The 15,848-nt window shown below is 75.8% G+C and carries 14 protein-coding genes; 4 read left to right on the top strand and 10 right to left on the bottom strand.

Annotated features, from left to right (window positions below):
* Nucleotides 1-22 precede the first annotated feature (22 nt).
* The gene (locus ACL02T_RS06135) at nucleotides 23-1,045 is read right to left on the bottom strand and encodes a YlbL family protein (RefSeq protein WP_412829674.1); all 1,023 of its coding nucleotides are present in this window, start codon (nucleotides 1,043-1,045) and stop codon (nucleotides 23-25) included.
* 50 nt (nucleotides 1,046-1,095) lie between these two features.
* Here ACL02T_RS06135 and ACL02T_RS06130 point away from each other — a divergent pair, with 50 nt between their 5' ends.
* Complete coding sequence (locus ACL02T_RS06130; protein ID WP_412829673.1) at nucleotides 1,096-2,631, top strand: zinc-dependent metalloprotease; 1,536 nt, start codon at nucleotides 1,096-1,098, stop codon at nucleotides 2,629-2,631.
* Between the two features lie 91 nt (nucleotides 2,632-2,722).
* Here the strand turns inward: ACL02T_RS06130 and ACL02T_RS06125 are convergent, their stop codons facing one another.
* Nucleotides 2,723-3,325, bottom strand: coding sequence for a M48 metallopeptidase family protein (locus ACL02T_RS06125; protein WP_412829672.1), 603 nt, complete (start codon nucleotides 3,323-3,325; stop codon nucleotides 2,723-2,725).
* 128 nt (nucleotides 3,326-3,453) lie between these two features.
* Between ACL02T_RS06125 and ACL02T_RS06120 the strand changes: the two genes are divergently transcribed.
* Nucleotides 3,454-4,581, top strand: coding sequence for a hypothetical protein (locus tag ACL02T_RS06120; RefSeq protein ID WP_412829671.1), 1,128 nt, complete (start codon nucleotides 3,454-3,456; stop codon nucleotides 4,579-4,581).
* The gene (locus ACL02T_RS06115; RefSeq protein WP_412829670.1) at nucleotides 4,578-5,894 is read left to right on the top strand and encodes an ABC1 kinase family protein; all 1,317 of its coding nucleotides are present in this window, start codon (nucleotides 4,578-4,580) and stop codon (nucleotides 5,892-5,894) included. Before ACL02T_RS06120 ends, ACL02T_RS06115 begins: the two co-directional genes overlap by 4 nt.
* 197 nt (nucleotides 5,895-6,091) lie before the next feature.
* Here ACL02T_RS06115 and ACL02T_RS06110 read toward each other — a convergent pair whose 3' ends face one another.
* The 3 genes from ACL02T_RS06110 to ACL02T_RS06100 form a co-directional block, all read right to left on the bottom strand.
* Nucleotides 6,092-6,331, bottom strand: coding sequence for a hypothetical protein (locus ACL02T_RS06110; protein WP_412829669.1), 240 nt, complete (start codon nucleotides 6,329-6,331; stop codon nucleotides 6,092-6,094).
* Nucleotides 6,332-6,450: 119 nt separating this feature from the next.
* Nucleotides 6,451-6,879 carry a WhiB family transcriptional regulator gene (locus tag ACL02T_RS06105; protein WP_412829668.1) on the bottom strand — a complete coding sequence of 143 codons (429 nt, stop codon included), beginning with the start codon at nucleotides 6,877-6,879 and terminating at the stop codon, nucleotides 6,451-6,453.
* A 579-nt stretch (nucleotides 6,880-7,458) separates the two neighbouring features.
* On the bottom strand, nucleotides 7,459-9,534 hold the full coding sequence (locus ACL02T_RS06100) for an ATP-dependent DNA helicase UvrD2 (RefSeq protein ID WP_412829667.1): 2,076 nt from the start codon (nucleotides 9,532-9,534) through the stop codon (nucleotides 7,459-7,461).
* 108 nt (nucleotides 9,535-9,642) lie between these two features.
* Between ACL02T_RS06100 and ACL02T_RS06095 the strand changes: the two genes are divergently transcribed.
* Nucleotides 9,643-9,885 (top strand): mycoredoxin, encoded by a 243-nt coding sequence (locus ACL02T_RS06095; RefSeq protein ID WP_412829666.1) that lies wholly within the window; start codon nucleotides 9,643-9,645, stop codon nucleotides 9,883-9,885.
* Between the two features lie 61 nt (nucleotides 9,886-9,946).
* Here the strand turns inward: ACL02T_RS06095 and nudC are convergent, their stop codons facing one another.
* From nudC to ACL02T_RS06070, 5 genes are all read right to left on the bottom strand, one after another.
* A complete protein-coding gene (nudC, locus tag ACL02T_RS06090; protein WP_412829665.1) occupies nucleotides 9,947-10,942 on the bottom strand; it encodes an NAD(+) diphosphatase in 996 nt (331 codons plus the stop codon).
* The gene (locus ACL02T_RS06085) at nucleotides 10,939-12,318 is read right to left on the bottom strand and encodes a M16 family metallopeptidase (protein ID WP_412829664.1); all 1,380 of its coding nucleotides are present in this window, start codon (nucleotides 12,316-12,318) and stop codon (nucleotides 10,939-10,941) included. Before ACL02T_RS06085 ends, nudC begins: the two co-directional genes overlap by 4 nt.
* Complete coding sequence (locus ACL02T_RS06080) at nucleotides 12,315-13,661, bottom strand: M16 family metallopeptidase (protein WP_412829663.1); 1,347 nt, start codon at nucleotides 13,659-13,661, stop codon at nucleotides 12,315-12,317. Before ACL02T_RS06080 ends, ACL02T_RS06085 begins: the two co-directional genes overlap by 4 nt.
* A 107-nt stretch (nucleotides 13,662-13,768) precedes the next feature.
* On the bottom strand, nucleotides 13,769-15,019 hold the full coding sequence (locus ACL02T_RS06075) for an aldehyde dehydrogenase family protein (RefSeq protein WP_412829662.1): 1,251 nt from the start codon (nucleotides 15,017-15,019) through the stop codon (nucleotides 13,769-13,771).
* A 130-nt stretch (nucleotides 15,020-15,149) separates the two neighbouring features.
* Nucleotides 15,150-15,815: a class F sortase gene (locus ACL02T_RS06070; RefSeq protein ID WP_412829661.1), complete on the bottom strand. Its 666-nt coding sequence runs from the start codon at nucleotides 15,813-15,815 to the stop codon at nucleotides 15,150-15,152.
* Between the last annotated feature and the right edge of the window lie 33 nt (nucleotides 15,816-15,848).

Genomic DNA, 15,848 nt, shown 5'->3' with positions numbered 1-15,848 from the left:
ATCCGCCCAGCTCGGCGAGGGCTCAGGCCGTACAGGAGGGGACCTCGCCGCCGCGGTCGAGCGCATCCAGCGCGTCCACGGCCGAGTCGAGCGTCGTCACCCGGACCAGGCGCAGCCCGTCCGGGGCGTTCTGTGCGGCCTCGGCACAGTTGTCGCTCGGCACGAGGAAGGTGACGGCGCCCGCCTCGCGCGCCGCCCGCATCTTGAACGGGATGCCGCCGATCGGCCCGACCGTCCCGTCCGCGGTGATGGTGCCCGTGCCCGCGACGAACTGCCCGCCGTTGAGCTCGCCGGGCGTCAGCTTGTCGACGACGGCGAGCGCGAACATCAGGCCGGCCGAGGGCCCGCCGATGTCGCCGAGGCTGATCGTGATCTCCCCCGTCGCCGGCTGGACACCGGGCCGCACGCCGAGCACGCCCTGCTCCCGGTCGGGGCTGGAACCGAGCGTGACGGTGGCCTCCTGCTGTGCGTCGCCGCGGCGGTAGGTGACGACGACGGGTTCGCCCGGGTGCGTGCCGTCGAGCGCGTCGGCCACCGCCTGCGGGGTCGCGACCGGGATCCCGCGCACCGCCACGATCGTGTCCCCGGGCTGCAGCACGCCCTCGGCCGGCGATCCCGGCAGGACGTCGGCCACCGTGGCCCGGGTCGGCAGCTGCAGTTCGGAGAGCGCCGCGAGCTCGGCGTTCGTCTCCGACGCGGTGAACTGCTCCGCGTTCTCCCGGTCGACCTCCGCGGTCGACCGCCCGGGCGGGAACACGGTGTCGCGCGGCACCAGGCGGCGGTCCGGGGCCAGCCAGAAACCGAGGGCCTGCAGGCCGGTCACGCCGTCGCTGACGGAGACCGTGGTCATGTTGAGGTGCCCCGAGGTGGGGTAGGTCGGCGCTCCGTCGACGGCGACGACCTGCGTCCCGTCCACGGTGCCCAGCGTGTCGAAGGTCGGTCCCGGCCCCAGCGCGACGAAGGGCACGCGGACGACGGTTCCGACGCCCACCACCACGATCACCAGGAGCACGGCGGCGACCAGCGTCGACGTCCGGCGGCTCACGGAGAGCGAACCTACGCCGCGGGCTCCCGGAGCCGCGTACCGTGGTCGGTATGAGTGACGTCCCGTTCGGCTTCGGCCCTTCCGACCGTGACCCGGACCGCGACCGCGGGCGGGACGAGGGCGGCGAGGGCGGCAACGAGGGCCCCAAGGACCCCTTCGGCTTCGGCAACCTGCCCGGCGGCCGCCAGTTCCCCGGCATCCCGGGGATGCCCGGGATGCCCGGGATGCCCGGCATGCCCGGCGGCGGCCCCGGGGGGTTCGACGTCGGTCAGCTCGGCCAGATGCTCAGCCAGCTCGGGCAGATGCTGTCCAGCGCGAGCCAGACCGGCGGCGGTGAGGGCCCCGTCAACTACGACCTGGCCGCGCAGATGGCCACCCAGCAGCTCGCCCAGACGACCTCGTCGCTCACGGCGGCCCAGCGCACCGCCGTGGCCGACGCCCTCAAGCTCGCGGAGCTGTGGCTCGACCCGGCCACCGAGTTCCCGGCCGGCGCCGCCGAGACCGTCGCCTGGACGCCGACGGACTGGGTGAAGGCGAGCATGCCCACCTGGAAGCGGCTGTGCGACCCCGTGGCCCAGCGCGTCTCCGGGGCGTGGGTGGAGGGCCTGCCCGAGGAGATCCGCAGCGCCGCCGGCCCGATGCTCGCGATGATCGGGCAGATGGGCGGGCTCGCCTTCGGCAGCCAGCTCGGCAGCGGCCTCGGCCAGCTCGCGGCCGAGGTGCTCACGGGCACCGAGGTCGGCTTCCCGGTCGGGCCCGAGCGCACGGCGGCCCTGCTGCCCGAGGCGATCGAGAAGTTCACCGAGGGTCTCGACCGCCCGGCCAGTGAGGTCATGATCTTCCTCGCCGCGCGCGAGGCGGCACACCACCGCCTGTTCGCGCACGTGCCGTGGCTACGGGAGCGGCTGCTCGGCGCGGTCGAGGACTACGCCCGCGGCATCACCGTCGACACCTCCCGCATCGAGGACATGGCCCGCCAGATCGACCCGTCGAACCCGGCGTCGATCCAGGAGGCCATGCAGTCCGGCATGTTCGAGCCGCAGACCACCCCCGAGCAGAAGGCGGCGCTGGCCCGGCTCGAGACGCTGCTCGCCCTGATCGAGGGCTGGGTGGACACCGTCGTCGCCGAGGGCGTCGGCGAGCGGCTGCCCGGCGCGGGCGCGATGCGCGAGACGCTGCGCCGCCGCCGAGCCTCCGGCGGTCCGGCGGAGCAGGCCTTCGCCTCCATCGTCGGGCTCGAGCTGCGGCCGCGGAAGCTGCGGGCCGCCGCCGAGCTGTGGAAGCTGCTCGGCGAGGAGCGCGGCATCGAGGGCCGGGACGCGGTGTGGGCCCACCCGGACCTGCTGCCGGACTCGGACGACCTCGACGACCCGGCCGGCTTCGTGCAGCACCGCGACACCGCCGACCCGATCGCCGAGCTCGAGAAGCAGTTCGCCGCGGAGGCCGCCGAGGCCGCGGAGGCCGCGGAGCAGGAGAAGCCGGAGGAGCCGGAGACCCCCGGCGCCGCCGACACCCCCGAGGCCACCGACGGTCCGGACGACGGGTCCGGCAAGGGGGACGAAGGCGGGTCGGGCCCGAAGGCCTGATCCTGCCGCACCGGAGATCGTGATCACCGGTTGCGGTGGCCGACGGCCACTGGTGGCCGGGACCCACCGCATCCGGTGATCATGCACGCGGTCAGCCGATGCTGGCGGCCGCCTCGTCCGGGTCCGTGGCGCCCTCGTCCTCCGCGTCCGGCAGGTCCTCGCCGTCCGTGCCGACCAAGCCCAGGCCCGCGGCCGCGGACAGCCCCTCCAGGTAGCCGATGGCGCGCTCGGTGCGCGGGTAGTGGCGCACCAGCGACCAGAAGTGGTCGTCGTGCCCCGGCGCGAGCAGGTGCGCCAGCTCGTGCACCAGCACGTAGTCGACCACCCAGCCGGGCGCCTCGCGCAGCCGTTCGCTGATCCGGATGGTGCGGTCCTGCGGCGTGCACGAGGCCCAGCGGGTGCGCATCGGCGGCACCCACCGCACGGACGCCGGCGTGGCCCGCCCGCCCAGGTACCGCTTCGACAGCTCGAGGCAGCGGTCGAGCAGGGCCCCGTCGCCGTGCCGGCCGGGTGAGCGGCGTTTGGCCTCGCTCTTCTCGAGCCGGGTGACCATCTCGTCCACCCAGCGCCGTTCCTCGGCCTCGCTCATCCAGCCCGGGATGAACACGATGACCGTGTCCCCCTCGCGCCGCGCGCTGACCATCCGGCGCCGCCGTTGACTCCGTCTCACCTCGACGACCGCGGGGCTCGCCATTCCTCCACCCTAGGCCCCGCGCCGACGGGCGGCAGCGGAGGACCGCGCGGCCCCGCAGTTGTCCACGGATCGGCCCGCCTGTGGACAGCCGTTCGCGCCGTCGCGGCCGGCGGGTCATCCTCGATCCCGTGAACCGCGCTCTCGCCTCCGTCCCCCGCCGGCTGGTCCTCGCCCCGCACCGGCCGCTGCTCGCCCGGGGGGCCCGAGCGCGCCAGATCGGGCTCGCTCCGCGGGGCAGCGTCGTGGTGGGAGGCCTGCCGGCCGCAGTACTGCCCCTGCTCGAGCGGCTGCGGGCCCCGGCGGTCGCCCTCGACTGGGTGGCCGAGGCGGCGGCCCGCGGGATCGGGGTCGAGTTCGCCCGGGCGCTGCTGCAGGGGCTCGTCGAGCGGGGCGCCCTGGTCGACCCGGCCGCGAGCGAGCGGCGTGCCGAGCGCCGCGCGACGAGCGCGGTGCAGGTGCGGGGGGACGGACCGCTGGCGGTCGGGGTGGCGGTGGCGCTCGCCCGGGCGGGGGTCGGCGCGGTGCAGGTCGTCGCCCGGGGGCACGTCGAGAGCGGCGACGTCGGCTGCGGGTACGGCGAGGAGTCGGTGGGCCGGCCCCGTGCGGACGCGGCCGCCGCGGCCGTCCGGCAGGCCCGCGCCGGGACCGCGACCGGCACCCTGCCGCCGGGCCGCACACCCGACCTCGTGGTGCTCACCGACGCGGTGGTCCCCGAACCGGAGGTGCTCACCGAGCTCGCCGCGGCCGGGACCGACCATCTTCCGGTGCTGGTCCGCGAGGGCGCCGGGGTGGTGGGTCCGCTCGTCCTGGTCGGGCGCTCGCCGTGCCTGCGGTGCGTCGACCTCGCCCGGAGCGACCTCGATCCGGCGTGGCCGGTGGTCGCGGCGCAGCTGACCGGGCGCAGCGGGGGCGCGGAACCCGAGGTCGTCGCCGCCACGGCCGCCCTCGGCGCCGCGCAGGCGCTGCTGGCGCTCGACGGCGAGCGCCCGCCGCCGACCCTCGGCGCCGCCCTCGAGCTCGACGTGCACGGCGGGGGCCTGCGGCGGCGCCCCTGGCGGGCGCACCCCGCCTGCCGGTGCGGGGCGGGGCCGCGGATGGTGCCGGCGGCGGGCACGGGTGGGCGTCGGGCCTCGGGTACGGGCGCCGGCGCGGCGACCGGTCCGGGGGTCGGTGTGACGCAGCCCTCCCCCGGATCCGCCGGAGAGAGCACCGCGACGTGCGTGCCGGCCGCACGACGGGAGACAATCATGAGGTGAGCGACATCCCCCGCCGGACCGCCTCCCGCACGGTCAAGCTGGCCAGCCTGCCGCTCGGTGTCGCCGGCCGCGCCGCGGCCGGGTGGGGCCGGCGGCTCGCGGGAGGCGACCGGGAGCAGATCTCCGCGCAGATGATGGCCAAGAGCGCCGAGCAGCTCTTCGCGGTCCTGGGTGAGCTCAAGGGCGGCGCGATGAAGTTCGGCCAGGCGCTGAGCATCTTCGAGGCCGCCGTGCCCGAGGAGCTGGCGGGGCCCTATCGCGAGGCCCTGACCAAGCTGCAGAGCGCGGCCCCGCCGATGCCGCCGTCCGACGTGCACCGGATGCTGGCCGAGCAGCTCGGCCGCAACTGGCGGTCGCGGTTCCGGGACTTCGACGAGGAGCCCGCCGCGGCGGCGAGCATCGGTCAGGTGCACCGCGGTGTCTGGCGCGACGGGCGGGAGGTCGCGGTCAAGGTCCAGTACCCGGGCGCGGAGGAGGCGCTGCGCTCCGACCTGCGCCAGCTCTCCCGGATGAGCCGGCTGCTGCAGCCGCTGGCCCCGGGCATGGACGTGAAACCGCTGATCGCCGAGCTGCAGGAACGGATGGTCGAGGAGCTCGACTACCGGGACGAGGCCGAGAACCAGCGGGCCTTCGCCGCCGAGTACGACGGCGACCCCGAGATCCGGGTGCCCAAGGTGGTGGCGTCGGCGCCGCGGGCGATGGTGAGCGAGTGGGTCAGCGGGCGGCGGCTGTCCGACGTGATCCGCTCGGGCACGACCGAGGAGCGGGACCACGCGGGTGCGCGGCTGGCCGGGTTCCACTACTCGGCGCCCTACCGGCTGCATCTGCTGCACTCCGACCCGCACCCCGGCAACTTCCACGTCCTCGACGACGGCCGGCTGCTCGTCGTCGATTTCGGGGCGGTCGCCCGGCTTCCCGAGGGTCTGCCCCCACCGCTGACCGTCATGACGAAGTACGCCCTGGAGAACCGGCCCGCGGACCTGCTCCAGCTGCTGCGCGACGAGGGCTTCGTCCGTCCGGGCACGGAGCTCACCGCGGAGGAGGCGCTGACCTACCTGGCGCCCTTCACCGAGCCCCTGCACACGGAGACCTTCCGGTTCACGCGGGCGTGGTTGCAGAAGCAGGCCGAGCGGGTGGGTGACCTGCGACGACCGGAGTTCGACACCGGGCGCGCGCTCAACCTGCCACCGCAGTACCTGCTGGTGCACCGGGTCACCCTCGGCACCCTCGGCGTGCTGTGCCAGCTCGAGGCCGAGGTCCCGTTGCGGGGCATCGTCGGGCGCTGGCAGCCCGAGCTGTTCGCGGCGAGCTGACGCGGCCCGCCTCCCGTCGGCGCCGGACGCGACGACGCCCGCCCCGGAAGGGAGCTCCCGGGACGGGCGTCACGGGACCGCGGTGGGTGGCGCGGCGGCCGTCGTGGTGAGCGAGGGCGGCGAAGCGTCACCCGTCGCCGGGCCGGTCGGCGACTGCGACCGGCCCGGAGACGCGCACCGCGGTGCCCTCACGCGACTCAGCCGAGGGTGGCGCGGGCGCGCACGGCCCGGCCGGCGGCGTAGGCCGCCAACCGGTCCCAGCGCCGGCCCGCGGTGAGCCGGCGCGCGAGCCGGTGCTCGCGCGCGGCCTCCTCCGCTTCTCGCCGTCGCGATCGGGCCAGGGCTTCGTTCATCACCAACAGCGCGGTGCCGTGGGCGTCGAGGCGCAGGCGCCCGCCGCGGGCCGGGCGGTCGGTGCGGATCACGAGATCGGTCATCGGAGTCGTCTCCTTCGCGGTGCGACGCCGCCCCGGGGACGGGGACCGGGCGTCGGTCGGGTGGCTCTGGTCGGCAGGGTCTCGGTCGGCAGGGTCTCGGTCGGCAGGGTCTCGGTCGATCAGGCGCAGGTCCGGGCGGACGCGCAGGTCATCTGGCGGGCCCGCTCCTGTGCCTTCTGGTGGGCCTCGGCCCACGCCTGGTCACGGGCGAGGTCGGCCTTGCTGGGCCGGCCCCTCGGGCGCTTGCGCGGCACGACGACTCCTCGTTCGAAGATCTCGCCGCCCCACACGCCCCACGGCTCCTCGCGCGACAGGGCGCCCGCGAGGCACTCGATCCGGATGGGGCAGCCCTCGCACAGCGCCTTGGCCCGTTCCAGCTCGGCCGGCGACTCGGCGAACCACAGGTCCGCCTCGCCCCGCCGGCAGGGCAGGTCCAGGCCGGACTCCGGCTCGTCCCCGAGCAGGCCGCCGAGGCCGGGAGCGGTGTCGCCGCCGCCGTACTCGTGCCTGATCGCCCCGCCGTCGCACGGGGTGGATCTGACTAGCACCGCACTACCTCCTGGTGTGGTGGGTGTTCTCTTCCTGCGGTGGTGGATGGGTGGACGACGTGCCCCGATCGGGACACGAAAAAGGGCCGTGGATCCCTGGTGTGGGTTCCACGGCCCTCGAACTCGGCCTGCCGGCTGTTACGACCTTCGTCGGGACAGCCTCGGAACGGACACACCTGTCCAGTTGTGATCGGTGGCGACCGCGGTCGGCCGCACCTGCTTCTCGGTGCGGACGGCACGGAGCGCGGAGAACGGCCAGCCACCGCGCGGACGGCGGAGGGACGGCGCGTCGCCGAGGCGGGCGCAGGCACCGAGGGGCGCGATCGCACGCGGCGTCCCGGTCGTCCCGGTCGTCATCGCGAAGATCTCCATGGCGGCGCCTCCTCTCCGGCAGCTCGGCGCGGGTCCGTGCGGAAGGACGGGGCGTTGCTCCGTCCGTGCATGCGAGAGTAGAAGGGCGCCCCGGACGCGCACAACAGAATTAATCCGTTGATTCGAGAACCAGTTCCCGCTTCACCCGCGCGTCACCCGGAGCTCACCCCGCGGCCGGCGCGGGTCACGGGCCGATGCGGCGGGTGCTCAGCCCCCCGAGTCGCTGACCAGCGCGAGCACCTCGGGGCCGTACCGGTCCAGCTTGCGGGCCCCGATCCCGGGGATCCCGACGAGCGCCGCGGCGTCGGCCGGGCGCTGCTCGGCGATGGCGGTGAGGGTCGCGTCGGTGAAGATCACGTACGACGGCACGCCCTGCCGCTTGGCCACCTGGCCGCGCCAGTCGCGCAGCCGCTCGAGCAGCTCGGTGTCGACGTCGGACGGACAGGCACCGCAGCGCTGCAGCTTCGACGCCGTCGTGCCGATCAGCGGTTCGCCGCACACCCGGCAGCGCGGTTTCGGCCCGCCGGGCCGGCGGCGCTCGCCCTGCGCGACGCGGGAGGCCGGGTGCTCCTCCGGGATCAGCCCGTAGAGGAACCGGCTGCGGCGGCGCTGCCGGCCGCGGCCCGCGGCCCGGGCCACCGCCCACGACATCCGCAGCACCCGCCGGGCCCGGGTGACCCCGACGTAGAGCAGCCGGCGCTCCTCCTCGATCGCGGCCTCGTCGCCCTCGGCGTGCTGGATCGGGAGCGTGCCGTCGACGAGCCCGACGAGGAACACGACGTCCCACTCCAGGCCCTTCGCCGCGTGCAGCGAGGCCAGCGTGACGCCCTGGACCACCGGCGGGTGCGACGCGTCCGCCCGGGTCTCCAGCTCGGCCGAGAACCGGCGCAGGTCGGCCTGCGGTTCGACCGCCGCCAGCTCCTCGGCCAGCCCCACCAGCGCGAGCAGCGACTCCCACTGCGCACGCAGGGCGGTACCGGCGGGCGGCTCGTCCGTGAGCCCGACCGTGGCGAGCACCCGGCGTACCGCGGTGACCAGGTCCGTTCCCTCCGGCCGCGGCGGCGCGGTGCGCAGCGCGACCATGGCCCGGCGTACCTCGGCGCGGGTGAAGAAGCGCTCGCCGCCGCGCACCTGGTACGGCACGTCGGCCTCGGTGAGGGCCTGCTCGTAGCTCTCCGACTGCGCGTTGATCCGGAACAGCACCGCGATCTCGGCGGGCGGGGTGCCGTCGGCGACCAGCCGGCGGATCTTCGCGGCGACGGCGACGGCCTCGGCGGGCTCGTCCTCGTACTCGGCGAAGTCCGGGTCCGGCCCCGGTGGCAGCTGCCCGACGAGCCGCAGCCGGCTGCCGGCCACCCGCCCGCGCGCGGCGCCGATCACCGAGTTCGCGCAGGACACGATCTGCGGTGTCGAGCGGTAGTCCCGGGTGAGCCGCACGACGGTGGCGTCGGGGAAGCGGCGCGGGAAGTCCAGCAGGTAGCGCGGCGACGCCCCGGCGAAGGTGTAGATCGTCTGGTTGGCGTCGCCGACGACGGTGAGGTCGTCCCGCTCGCCGAGCCACGCGTCGAGCACCCGCTGCTGCAGCGGGGTGACGTCCTGGTACTCGTCCACGACGAAGCACCGGTACCGCTCCCGGAACTCCTCGGCGACCGCGCGGTGCTCCTCCAGCGCGGCGGCCACGTGCAGCAGCAGATCGTCGAAGTCGAGGGCCTCGGCGTGGTTCTTGAGCGCCTCGTACCCCGCGTAGACCTGGGCGACCTGCTCGACCGGCCCCGGCACGTCCCGCCGCAGCCGGGCGACCTCGGCCGGGTAGCGCTCGGGGGTGATCAGGCTGGACTTGGCCCATTCGATCTCGGTGGCCAGGTCGCGCAGCGCGTCGGAGTCCGTACCCGCTCGGGCACGCGCCGCGGCCTGGCCGATGAGCCGGAGCTTGCCGTCGAGCAGCTGCCACGGCCGCTCGCCGACGACCCGCGGCCAGAAGTAGCGCAGCTGGCGCAGCGCCGCCGCGTGGAAGGTGCGGGCCTGGACGCCGGAGGCGTCGAGTGCGCGGAGCCGGGTGCGCAGCTCCCCCGCCGCCCGCGCCGTGAAGGTGACGGAGAGGACCTGTCCGGGGGCCACGTGCCCGTGGCGCACCAGGTGGGCGATCCGGTGCGTGATCGTGCGCGTCTTCCCGGTTCCCGCACCGGCCAGCACACAGACCGGCCCGCGCGGCGCGGTGACGGCGGCCCGCTGTTCCTCGTCGAGCCGGTCGGGGTCGGCCGGAGCCGTCACGGAAGCCGTCACCGCCCCATCCTGACAAACCCCACCGACGGTTCCGAGGCGCCCTCGCGACGTGATCCACCGCACGGTCCGGTGCGGAACGGCCGGGCCACCGCGGCTGTTGAAGGACGCATGGCGCAGCTGACGATGTACTCGACCACGTGGTGCGGCTTCTGCCGCCGCCTCAAGCTCCAGCTCGACGAGGCGGGCATCGAGTACCGCGAGATCGACATCGAGCGGAACCCGGACGCGGCGCGGTTCGTCGAGGGCGTCAACGGCGGGAACCAGACGGTGCCCACGATCCTCTTCCCGGACGAGACCACCGCGACGAACCCGAGCTTCGTCGAGGTGACGAAGCGGCTCGCCGCGGCCTGACCCGCACCACGCGACCCCGACCGGCACCGCCCGGCCGGGGTCCTGAGGTTCTCGGGGGCGCTCAGCCGCGTGCCGCCCAGGAATCGAGCATCGAGCGCGCGATCGAGACCCGGCCCGGCAAGAGGACCAGCCTGCCGTCCGGCTCCTCGCGGGCGGCCCAGTCGCCCTTCGCCATGGCCGCCCGCAGCTCCGCGCGGGTGACCCAGATGGCCTCCTCGATCTCGCCGTCCGCAGGGCGCAGCGGCTGGTCCGGGTCCGCCACGGCCTGGAACCCGATCATCAGCGAGCGCGGGAACGGCCAGGACTGGCTGCCGAGATAGGTGACCTTCGAGACGTCGACCCCCACCTCCTCGTGGATCTCGCGCACGACGCAGGCCTCGAGCGATTCCCCCGCCTCGACGAAGCCCGCGAGGACCGAGTACCGCCCGGGCGGCCACACCGGCTGGCGGGCCAGCAGGACGCGGTCGGCGCCGTCGTGCACCAGGCAGATCACCGCCGGGTCGGTCCGCGGGTACTCCTCGTGCTGGTGGGCCTCGCAGCGCCGGGCCCACCCGGCGTTGTGCGGGTGGGTGGGCGATCCGTCCCGGGAGCAGAAGCGCGCGCTGTCGTGCCAGTTCAGGGCCGCGACGGCGCCGGTGAACAGGCCCGCGCCGAGAGCGTCGAGCTCCGCGCCCACGGCCCGCAGGTCCGCCCACTCCGCCGGATCGTCGCGGGCCACCGGGTCCGGCCGGCCGCGGGCCGCCCAGTAGGCGACGCCCTCCGCCTCGCCGAGCAGCACGGCGTCGCCCGGTGGGGCCGGGGCGATCTCCTCCGCGGGCCGGGTGCGCAGCACGGCGCCGGAGCCGGCGGCCGCGTCCCAGGCGGCGGCGTCCCCCTCCCGGAAGCGTGCCCCGGGCGCCGACTCCCAGGAGACCGGCGTGCGTCCCTTCTCGTCCACCAGGACGACCCGCGCGGTGGGCCACGCCGCCTTCTGCCGGTCCGCGTCGAGGCGCAGCGGCTCGTCGCGCACCACCGTCCCCCGGGAGAGGACGGGCGGGGTCACCAGCTCGAAGCTCACTCGACACCTCCCAGGGCGCGCAGCCGCGGGCCGATCACCTCGGCGTCGCCCACGACGACGCCGGTGAACCGCTCCGGCGCGAAGTACCGCAGGGCCGCCTCGGCCACCTCCTCCGGCCGGACCGCCTCCAGCCGCACCGGGCGCTCGCGCAGCCAGTCGACCGACAGGCCGACCGCGTCGAGCGACGCGAGGGTCGACGCGAGCCCGCCCTGGCTGTCCAGCGAGATGAGCAGCGAGCCGATGGCGTAGCGGCGGGCGGCCTCGATCTCCTCCGCGCTCGGCGGCACGGCGACCATGCGGCCGAGTTCGTAGCGGGTCTCGAGCAGCGCCGCCGCGGTCACCTCGCTGGCCACGTCCGTCTCCACGCCGAGCACGGCCGCACCCGGCACGAACTCGGTTCCGGAGTGGGCGCCGTAGGTGTAGCCCTTGTCCTCGCGGACGTTCTCCATCCAGCGCGAGGAGAAGTAGCCGCCGAACACCAGGTTGGCGAGCTGGAAGGCCGCGTAGCCCTCCTCGTCCCGCCGCAGCGCGGGCGCGGTGAGCCGCAGCTGCGACTGCACCGACCCGGGCCGGTGCACCAGCTCCAGCGGCCCGCCCGCGGTGAGCGGCGGTGTGCCCAGCTCGCGGGCCCGGGCCTCGGACGTCCAGCCGCCGAGCACGGAACCGACCGCGGCGATCGCCTCGTCGGGGTCGATCTCGCCGACCAGCACGAGGGTGGCGCCGCGCGGCACGACCCCCGCCACGTGCAGCGCCCGGACCGCATCGGGGTCGACAGCCGCGACCGCCTCGCCGGACGGCATCTCGAGCGCGATCGGGTGGGCGCCGAACCGCTTGCGCTGCAACGCCTCCCGGGCCACTGTCCGGGGCTGGGCGCGGGCGACGGCGATCCGCTCGACGAGCCGCGCGCGCTCGCGCAGCAGCTCCGGCTCCGGGTAGGTCGCGCCGGTCAGCACGTCGGCCAGGACGCCGAGCATCGTCGACAACCCCGCCGCCAGCCCGGACCCGTGCACCAGCAACCGCTCCGGGTCCACGGCCACACCGAGCTCGGCACCGACCCCGGCCAGCTCGTCGTCGAGCCCGATCCGGTCGTGGGTGGCGGTTCCGGTCAGCATGGCCGAGGACAGCAGCTCGGCCCGCGCGGAGTACCCCGGGTCCGCCACCGCGCCGGACGCGGCGAACGGCACGCGGAGCCGGAGCTCGACCATCGGCACGCCCGGCCGGTGCACGGCCAGCACGCGCAGCCCGGACGGCAGCGTCTCGGTGACGACCTCGGGCAGCGGGACCTCGCGCGTCGCGCCCAACGGGGGCAGCACCCGCGGGCCGGCCGGGGTGCGGCCGATCTCCTCGGCGGTGCGGTGCATGGTGGGCGCGCTCATGCGCCGGCCTCCTCGGGGTTCGCCGGCTCGGTGGGGTCCTCGCCGTCCGGGCCGCCCGCCGTCGGCTCGACCAGCAGCACGGCGCGACCGGCCGAGCGCAGGGACTCGGCGGCCGACCGCACCTGCTCCGGGGTGACGGCGGCGATCCGCGCCGGCAGCTCCTGCGCGATCTCGGCGCGCCCGTAGAGCAGCTCCCGGGCACCGAGGCCGAGCATCCGGTACATCACCCGGTCGTCCTCGTGGTGCAGCGAGGCGGCCCACCGCGCGGACTGACGCGCCAGTTCCTCGGCGCTCGGGCCCTCGGCCGCCAGCTTGTCCAGCTCCTCGTCGATCGCGCCGAGCACCCGGTCCGGGTCGACCGAGCCGGGGTGCACCGCGGTGATCGTGAAGGTGTCGGGGTCCCGCGCGTCGAGCGGGCCGCCCATCAGACCGTTGCTCGCACCGACGTCCGTGACCACACCGTCCGCGTGCACGAGCCGGCGCTGCAGCCGGGCCGCCTCGCCGTCGCCGAGGACGGAGGCCAGCAGCGCGTGGCCCAGGTAGTCGTCGAGCGCGGTCGACGGGTCCGGCACCCGGAAGCCGACGGCGAGGGCCGGCATGGGGGCGTGCGCGTCGGCCACGTGGTCGCGGCGCTCGGAGCCCGGGATCGGCTCGCCGAACGAGGGCCGCTGCGGGGTCGGCCGGGCCGGGATGTCACCGAAGTGCTTCTCGACGAGCGCCAGCACCTCGTCCACCCCGCCGGCGGCCGCGAAGTCGCCGTGCACGGTGACCTGCGCGTTGCCCGGGGCGTAGTAGGTGTCGAAGAAGGAGGCGGCGTCGTCCAGCGTGGCCTGCTCGAGCTCGCTGAAGTCGCCGTAGCCGTTGTGCGCGTTGGGGAAGGTGTCGTAGAGCACCGGCGGCAGCAGGATCCACGGGAACCCGCCGTAGGGCCGGTTCAGGACGTTGAGCCGGATCTCCTCCTTGACCACGTCCACCTGGTTGCGGAGGTTCTCCTCGGTGAGCTTCGGGGCCCGCAGCCGGTCCGCCTCGAGGAACAGCGCGCGCTCGAGCGCGGCGCCCGGCAGCACCTCGAAGTAGTCCGTGTAGTCCTGGTGGGTCGAGCCGTTGAAGACCCCGCCGGCCCCCTGGACCTGCCGGAAGTGCTCCAGCTTGGCCAGGCTCTCGCTGCCCTGGAACATCAGGTGCTCGAACAGGTGCGCGAAGCCGGTCCGCCCCTCGGGCTCGGACCGGAAGCCGACGTCGACGTGCACCGCGACCCCGACGACCGGGGTGGCCGGGTCGGGCGCGAGGAGCACACGCAGGCCGTTGGGGAGCGTGGCCCGGTGGAGTTCGGGAGCTGACACGTCCCGACCCTATCCCCGCACACCGACACTCCGCCGGGCGATGACGCGGGGCCGGCCTCCGGGTGCGGACGGGCGGGTCGGGGGACGTGGCGCGGCGGCGGGTGTGGTCACGCCGGGGGGAGCACCACGAACTGGCGGAGGGCGAGGTCGGGGTAGGTGACCGGGCCGCGGGGGCCGGGGGTGTGGTCGACGTTGATGCCCGTCTCGGGGAGGCCGAGCAGCTTGTACCCGTCGAGCAGGCGGGTCGGGCTGTTCCAGAACACGCCCGTGCCCGTGTAGGCGTCGATGAACCGGTGGGCGACCGCCTCGTCCGCGGCGCACACGCATGCGGCCAGCCCCGAGGTCTCGCGGGCCGCGGTGAGCGCGGCGTCGACCGCCCCGTCGACGGGCGCGACCGTCACGTGGGCCTCGTTGCCGGAGTCGAGCGCCCACTCGTGGCCGAGGGCGTGCGCGTGCGGCGGCAGGCTGAGCGCGATCCCGCGGTCGCGCAGGACCTTCTCGGCGACCGGCAGCAGCGTCGAGTACACCGGCCGGTCGACGAGCAGCAGGTTCAGCCGGTTGCACACGCCGAGCCGGTCCGTCGACTCGCGCACGAGCCGCTCGACGACGGCCTCCTCGGCCGAGGCGTCCAGGTAGAGCACCCCGCCGCCGTCGGCGTGGGCGAGCACGCGGGTACCCGCGGCGGCGCCGAGCATCGAGAGCTTGCGGGTGACCTCGCCGCTCCCGCGCACCACGACGAGGGGTACCAGGTCCGGCAGCCCGACGAGCGCCTCGGCGCCCGCGTGCCCGGGCAGCGGGACGAGCTGCACCGCGTCGGCCGGGATGCCGTGGGCGGTGAGCGCCGGCGCGATCACCCGCTCGAGCAGGGCGGTCGCGCTGCCCAGCGCCGCGGCGCCGGTGCGGAGGACGGCGGCGCTGCGGGCCTTCAGGACCTGTGACGCGACGTCGATCGTCACGTTCGGGCGGGCCTCGAACACCGCGCCGATCACCCCGACCGGAATGCTGCGCTCGAACACGCGCTCACCCGAGGGCAGGTTCCGGACGAACCGCTCCACCGGCGGCTCCGGGGTAGCGGCCAGCACCTCGAGCTGCGTCGCCATGTCCGCGAGCCGTTCCGGGGTGAGCCGGAGCCGGTCGAGCAGGCCGCCCGCCATCCCGCCCGCGGTGGCGGTCTCGACGTCCCGCGCGTTCGCCGCGAGCACCTCCGCGGCCTGCTCGCGAAGCAGCCCGGCGGCGGTGCGCAGGGCGGCGTCGACCGCGGCGCCGCCCGCCGCGCGCACCCCGGGGGCGGCCGCGGCCGCACGCCCGGCGGCGGTCCGGACGGCGGCGAACTCGGGGGCTTCGACGGCTGCGCTCACGCGACAACGGTACGACACGCCCGTCCGGACGGTCCCGCTCCACCGGCGTGGTCCGACCGGCGCGAGGGACCCGAACACCGGTCCGTGGCCGGACCGGTGAGCGTCCGGCGGGCCCGGGCGACGGAGGCGGTCAGACCGGCTCGGCGTAGACGACGATGTTGTCCTCGTAGGACCGGGTGCCCGGATCGAACCGCCCGCCGCAGGTCACGAGCACCAGCCGCGGCGGGCCGGTGCGGGCGAAGGTGTCCGCGGGCAGGGCGGCCTTGGCGAACTCCCGCCGCGCGACGACCCGGTAGCGGACCGCGCGGCCGTCGGCACCGGTGAGGACCACCGGCTCCCCGACCGTGAGCTCGGGCAGGACGGCGAGGGTCCCGATCCCCGCGACCCGCGAGTCCACGTGCCCCGCGACGACGACCGTGCCGGTCCCGGATCCCGCGAGCGCCCCCGGCGCCCACCAGCCGACGGTCCGCGGCGGGTCGGGGACGACGAGGGCGCCGTCGGGCGCGGTGCCGACCGGGACGACCGGTGCGCCGATCCCGCGGGCGGGCAGCTCCAGCGCGGTCGGCACGATCCCCGGCGCCCGGACGTGGAGCGGCGCGCCCGGCCGCAGGTCCCCGGGCTCGACCGGCACGCCGACGACACCCGGGGCGAGCGCCGGAACCGTCCCGACGGCGGCCGCGGTGACCGCCGGCTCGCGCCCCAGGTACAGCGCCCCGGCGAACCCGATCAGCAGCAGCCCGACGGCCGCGGCCGCGATCCCCCGCCACCGCCGCGGACGAACGGCACGTCCGCCCACCCCTGCTGAGCGACGGCGCCGCTCGTCGGGAGC

The sequence above is a fragment of the Pseudonocardia oceanicola genome, assembly GCF_047200735.1.
In the GTDB taxonomy this organism is placed as follows: domain Bacteria; phylum Actinomycetota; class Actinomycetes; order Mycobacteriales; family Pseudonocardiaceae; genus Pseudonocardia.
The sequence above is the reverse complement of the archived record's forward strand: the minus strand, read 5'-3'. Positions and strand labels throughout refer to the sequence as shown.